6 protein-coding genes are annotated in these 4,904 nt (G+C 69.4%); all 6 read left to right on the top strand.

Features of this window, described 5'->3' with window-relative positions; all coding sequences use genetic code 11:
• Positions 1-885, top strand: an 885-nt coding sequence (locus VET29_RS26125; RefSeq protein ID WP_324925067.1) for a S1 RNA-binding domain-containing protein, incomplete at its 5' end; no start/stop codon positions are given.
• Between the two features lie 5 nt (positions 886-890).
• Positions 891-2,228, top strand: coding sequence for a pitrilysin family protein (locus VET29_RS26120; protein WP_324925065.1), 1,338 nt, complete (start codon positions 891-893; stop codon positions 2,226-2,228).
• 162 nt (positions 2,229-2,390) lie between these two features.
• The gene (gene dapB, locus VET29_RS26115; RefSeq protein WP_324925063.1) at positions 2,391-3,137 is read left to right on the top strand and encodes a 4-hydroxy-tetrahydrodipicolinate reductase; all 747 of its coding nucleotides are present in this window, start codon (positions 2,391-2,393) and stop codon (positions 3,135-3,137) included.
• A gap of 696 nt (positions 3,138-3,833) precedes the next feature.
• Complete coding sequence (locus VET29_RS26110; RefSeq protein ID WP_324925061.1) at positions 3,834-3,998, top strand: hypothetical protein; 165 nt, start codon at positions 3,834-3,836, stop codon at positions 3,996-3,998.
• A gap of 2 nt (positions 3,999-4,000) precedes the next feature.
• On the top strand, positions 4,001-4,606 hold the full coding sequence (locus tag VET29_RS26105) for a cell wall protein (protein WP_324925059.1): 606 nt from the start codon (positions 4,001-4,003) through the stop codon (positions 4,604-4,606).
• Between the two features lie 5 nt (positions 4,607-4,611).
• Positions 4,612-4,904, top strand: a 293-nt coding sequence (locus VET29_RS26100; protein ID WP_324925058.1) for a MauE/DoxX family redox-associated membrane protein, incomplete at its 3' end; no start/stop codon positions are given.

The raw sequence follows: 4,904 nt of genomic DNA, 5'->3' as shown, positions 1-4,904 counted from the left end.
TACGCGATCCGCCAGGTCTCCGAGGCGCTGGGCTCCAACGGCTCGACGTCCATGGGCTCGGTGTGCGCCTCGACCATGTCGCTGCTCAACGCCGGTGTGCCGCTGAAGGCGCCGGTGTCCGGCATCGCCATGGGCCTGGTGTCCGACGAGGTGGACGGGGAGACCCGCTACGTGGCGATCACCGACATCCTCGGCGCCGAGGACGCGTTCGGCGACATGGACTTCAAGGTCGCCGGCACCAAGGAGTTCGTGACCGCGCTCCAGCTGGACACGAAGCTCGACGGCATCCCGTCCGACGTGCTCGCCGGTGCGCTGTCCCAGGCCCGCGACGCGCGCTACACGATCCTGGAGGTCATGGCCGAGGCCATCGCCGCCCCGGACGAGATGAGCCCGTACGCGCCGCGCGTCACCAGCGTGAAGATCCCGGTCGACAAGATCGGCGAGGTCATCGGCCCCAAGGGCAAGATGATCAACTCGATCACCGAGGAGACCGGCGCCGACATCTCCATCGAGGACGACGGCACGATCTACGTCGGTGCGGCGGACGGCCCGTCCGCGGAGGCCGCGATCTCCAAGATCAACGCCATCGCGAACCCGCAGCTGCCGAAGGTGGGCGAGCGTTTCCTCGGCACCGTGGTGAAGACGGCCGCGTTCGGCGCGTTCGTCTCGCTGCTGCCGGGCAAGGACGGCCTCGTCCACATCTCGAAGCTGGGCAACGGCAAGCGCATCGGCAAGGTCGAGGACGTGGTCAAGGTCGGCGACAAGCTCCGCGTGGAGATCGCCGACATCGACCAGCGCGGCAAGATCAGCCTGGTGCTGGTCAAGGAGGACGCCGAGGGCGACAAGGCCGAGGCGCCCAAGGTCGACGCACCGGCGGAGGCCTAAGCGCGTTGGCGAGTAGCGCAGGCACCCGGGTTCTGGAACGGACCGACAGCGGGTGCGAGGTCAAGCGCACGGTGCTGCCGGGCGGCCTTCGGGTCATCACCGAGCACGTGCCGGGTGTCCGGTCGGCCTCGGTCGGCATCTGGGTAGGCGTTGGTTCCCGCGACGAACAGCAGTCCGTCGCGGGGGCCGCCCACTACCTCGAACACCTGCTGTTCAAGGGCACCGCGAAGCGCAGTGCGATCCAGATCGCCGAGGAGATCGACGCGGTCGGCGGTGAGCTCAACGCGTTCACCGCGAAGGAGCACACCTGCTACTACGCGCACGTGCTCGACACCGACCTGCCGCTGGCCATGGACCTGGTGTGCGACGTCGTGTTCGACGCGCTGCTCGCCGAGCGCGACATGGAGATCGAGCGCAGCGTGGTCCTCGAGGAGATCGCCATGCGCGACGACGACCCCGAGGACCTGCTGCACGACACGTTCTGCTCGGCGCTGCTCGGCGACCACCCGCTCGGCCGCCCGGTGCTCGGCACCGAGGAGTCGATCACGGGCATGAGCCGCACCGCGCTGAACGGGTTCTACAAGCGCCGGTACGCGATGCCGAAGATGGTGCTGGCCGCGGCCGGCAACATCGACCACGCGACAGTGCTGCGGCACGCGCGCCGGCTGCTGCGTGACCGGCTGTCCGGCGAGTACGCCGTGGTGCCGCCACGTTCGGGGCGGGCACGGGTCGCGAAGCCGCAGAAGTTCGTGCTGCACACCGACGACACCGAGCAGGCACACCTGATGCTCGGCATGCGGGCGCTGGACCGCCACGACCCACGCCGGTGGACCCTGGGCGTGCTCAACACGGCCCTGGGCGGCGGGATGAGCTCCCGGCTGTTCCAGGAGGTCCGGGAGCGGCGCGGGCTGGCGTACCAGGTTTACTCGTCGGTGGCGTCCTACGCGGACACCGGCCACCTGTCGGTGTACGCGGGCTGCCAGCCGGACCGTCTCGGCTCGGTCGCCGGGGTCGTGCACACCGTGCTGACCGAGGTCGCGAAGGAAGGCTTCTCCGACGAAGAGGTGACGCGGGCGAAGGGCCAGCTACGGGGCAACCTGGTGCTGGGCCTGGAGGACACCAGCTCCCGGATGTCGCGGATCGGCAAGGGCGAGCTGTCCTACGCCGAGTACCTGACCGTCGAGCAGACCCTCGAACGCATCGACGCCGTGACCGCCGACGAGGTGGCCGACCTGGCGGCGGTCCTACTGGACCGACCCGTCGCGACCGCACTGGTAGGGCCCTACGCTCACCAGGACGACGTGCCGGTCGAAGTGCTCGACGCCCACTCGACAGCCGGGTAACGATGCTTCGCTCCACAGGACTCCGCTAGGTGACGGCTTCGCCCAGCAGGCTCCGCTCAGTGATGGTGTTCGCTCTGCAGGGTCGGCTCGGTGCCGGGTTTCGCGCCGCAAGCTCCGCTGGGTGAGAATGTTCCGCAAGCTCCGCTCAGTCGTGAGGTGATCATGGTGGTTCGCGTTGGTGTGCTGGGCGCCAAAGGTCGCATGGGCGCCGAGGTGTGCCGCGCCGTCGAGGCGGCCGGCGACATGGAACTCGTGGCGAGGGTCGACCTCGGGGACTCCCTGCACGACCTCGTCGACGCGGGTGTCGAGGTGGTCGTGGACTTCACCCGCCCGGACGCCGTCCTGGACAACCTGCGGTTCTGCGTCGAGCACGACATCCGCGTCGTCGTCGGCACGTCCGGCTTCACCGCGGAGAAGCTGGAGTCGGTCCGGTCGTGGCTGTCGGCGAAGCCGTCACTCGGCGTGCTGGTCGCACCGAACTTCGCGCTCGGCGCGGTCCTGTCGATGAAGTTCGCCCAGCTGGCCGCCCGGTACTACCCGTCGGCGGAGATCATCGAGCTCCACCACGCCGGCAAGGTCGACGCCCCGTCCGGCACGGCCGCGCACACGGCGTCGCTGATCGCGGAGGCCCGCACCTCGGCCGGCCTGGGCAAGGCCCCCGACGCGACGACGTCGGCACTGGAAGGCGCCCGCGGCGCCCTGGTGGACGAAGTGCGCGTGCACTCGGTCCGCCTGACCGGCCTGGTCGCCCACCAGGAGATCCTCTTCGGCGGCGAGGGCGAGACCCTCACCATCCGCCACGACTCCCTGGACCGCAAGTCGTTCATGCCCGGCGTCCTGCTCGGCATCCGCGAGATCCGCGACCGCACCGGCCTGACAGTAGGCCTGGAAAACGTCCTCCCCCTCTAACCCGCGAGTCCCGCGTTCACCCATAGCGAGTCTCGCGTTCGCGCACACCGAGTTGCGGTTTCGTGCACACGGCCCGAGCCAAGATCGGCACGAAGCCGCAACTCACTGTGTCTGAACGCGGGACTCGCGCCTGTTTGAACGCGGGACTCGCGGTGTTCCCACTGGCCAACTGTGACGGAATTGGGCCGGTTGCCGCGTTCGGCTGGTCCGCTTGGTCGGCGCGAAAACGGACAGTCGCAAGTACGGTCGGAAATCGTCAGAGGCTAACCAACTCTTGTCTGTTCGTGCGAAAGTCCCACCCCCTGCACCGGGGCCCACGCGCGATGAGGGCCGGACGAGAGAACGGGGTGAGTCCGTCCCCTGCGGACTCACCTCTCCTCGCCATGCCCGACAACGCACGTGGTTCGCCCGGGGCATCCCCGAAGGGAATGACCCATGGCAGAACTGGATCCGAGAGCACCCACGGCCAACGAGACGTCGTGGTTCTGTTGCGGTGCGTCCTGGGGCCCGTGCGGCTCCGCGGGCGGCGGCGCGTGTGGCAACTGCAGTTCCGGCAGCCGTCACTGCGCCTGGCCCAACACGTCCGACGCGTGCTTTTCCATCACCAGACCGGACAAGTGCGGTAACGACGTCTTACGCCGAACCTGCGGGCACACCTTCTACGTCAAGAGCCTCTGCGGCACAACGGAAATCGCCGTGAAGATCGCGGACTGCGGGCCGCAGACGGACCTGTGGTGCGGCGAGCAGTCGTGCTGCAGCGGCAAGTGCGCGAAGAACCGGCTGCTCGACCTGACCCCGTCGGCGTACAGCGCGATCGGCAACCTGTCCAGCGGCGTCATGCCCGTCAACATCCGGAGCTGAACATGGCAGACATCCTGGGACGCAGGCGTTTCCTGTCCAGTGCCGTGCTCGGCACCAGCGCGACCGTCCTCACCGCGACCACGATCGGCTCACTCGCCCCCGAGGCCCTGGCCGACCCGGTCAAGCTGGACGTCGAGGCCGGCGCACCGGACCCGAACTTCGTCGAGGGCCGGATCACCGGCATCGCCGGCGGCCTGCTCATGGTCACCGGCTCGGACCGGACGCTCAACCAGATCCACCTCACCAAGGCCACCAGCGTGTGGAAGCTGCGCCCGACCACTGCGGACGCGGCAAGGGTCGGCGACGGCCTCTACGCGCGCGGCGTCCGCATGCCCGACGGCACGCTCGCCGCCGACGCGGTCTGGCTCAACATCGTGAACCTCCAGGTGCACATCACCTCGATCGGCCGTGACGTGCTGCACCTGGACCACCACGGCGACCGGATCGTCGGCCACGTCGTCAGCGGCACCACGGCGGCGGTCTACAACAACACCCCCGCGGTCGGCGACCTGTCGCTCCTGGAGGTGGGCCGGCACGCCCAGGTGATCGGCGCCTGGCGGCCGGACACCAACGAGGTCGACGTCGCCACCGTCTACGCGGCGGCGTGACGGCCATGTGGTTGGCGAGTGCGCAGCAGGCCGTCGTCGGCGGCGTGCTGCTGTGGGCGAGTGGCTACAAACTGTTGCACCGCAACGCTTCCGCGCATGCCCGGCGGTCCGTGCTGGCCAGGTTGACCGGCACGGAGCGGGTCGCGGTCGCGTACCGCGCGGTCGGCGCCGTCGAGGCGGTGGCGGGGCTGCTTCTCCTCGCGCCGCCGGTGTTCGCGGCGGAGGCCTACGCGGCGGTGGCACTGTCGGCCGGCATGCTGGGTTACCTGGCGTACGGCCGTTGGCGGGCGCCGGAGTC

The sequence above is a fragment of the Actinophytocola sp. genome (assembly GCF_035634895.1).
Taxonomy (GTDB): domain Bacteria; phylum Actinomycetota; class Actinomycetes; order Mycobacteriales; family Pseudonocardiaceae; genus Actinophytocola.
This window is presented reverse-complemented; position numbering and strand designations above follow the sequence as displayed.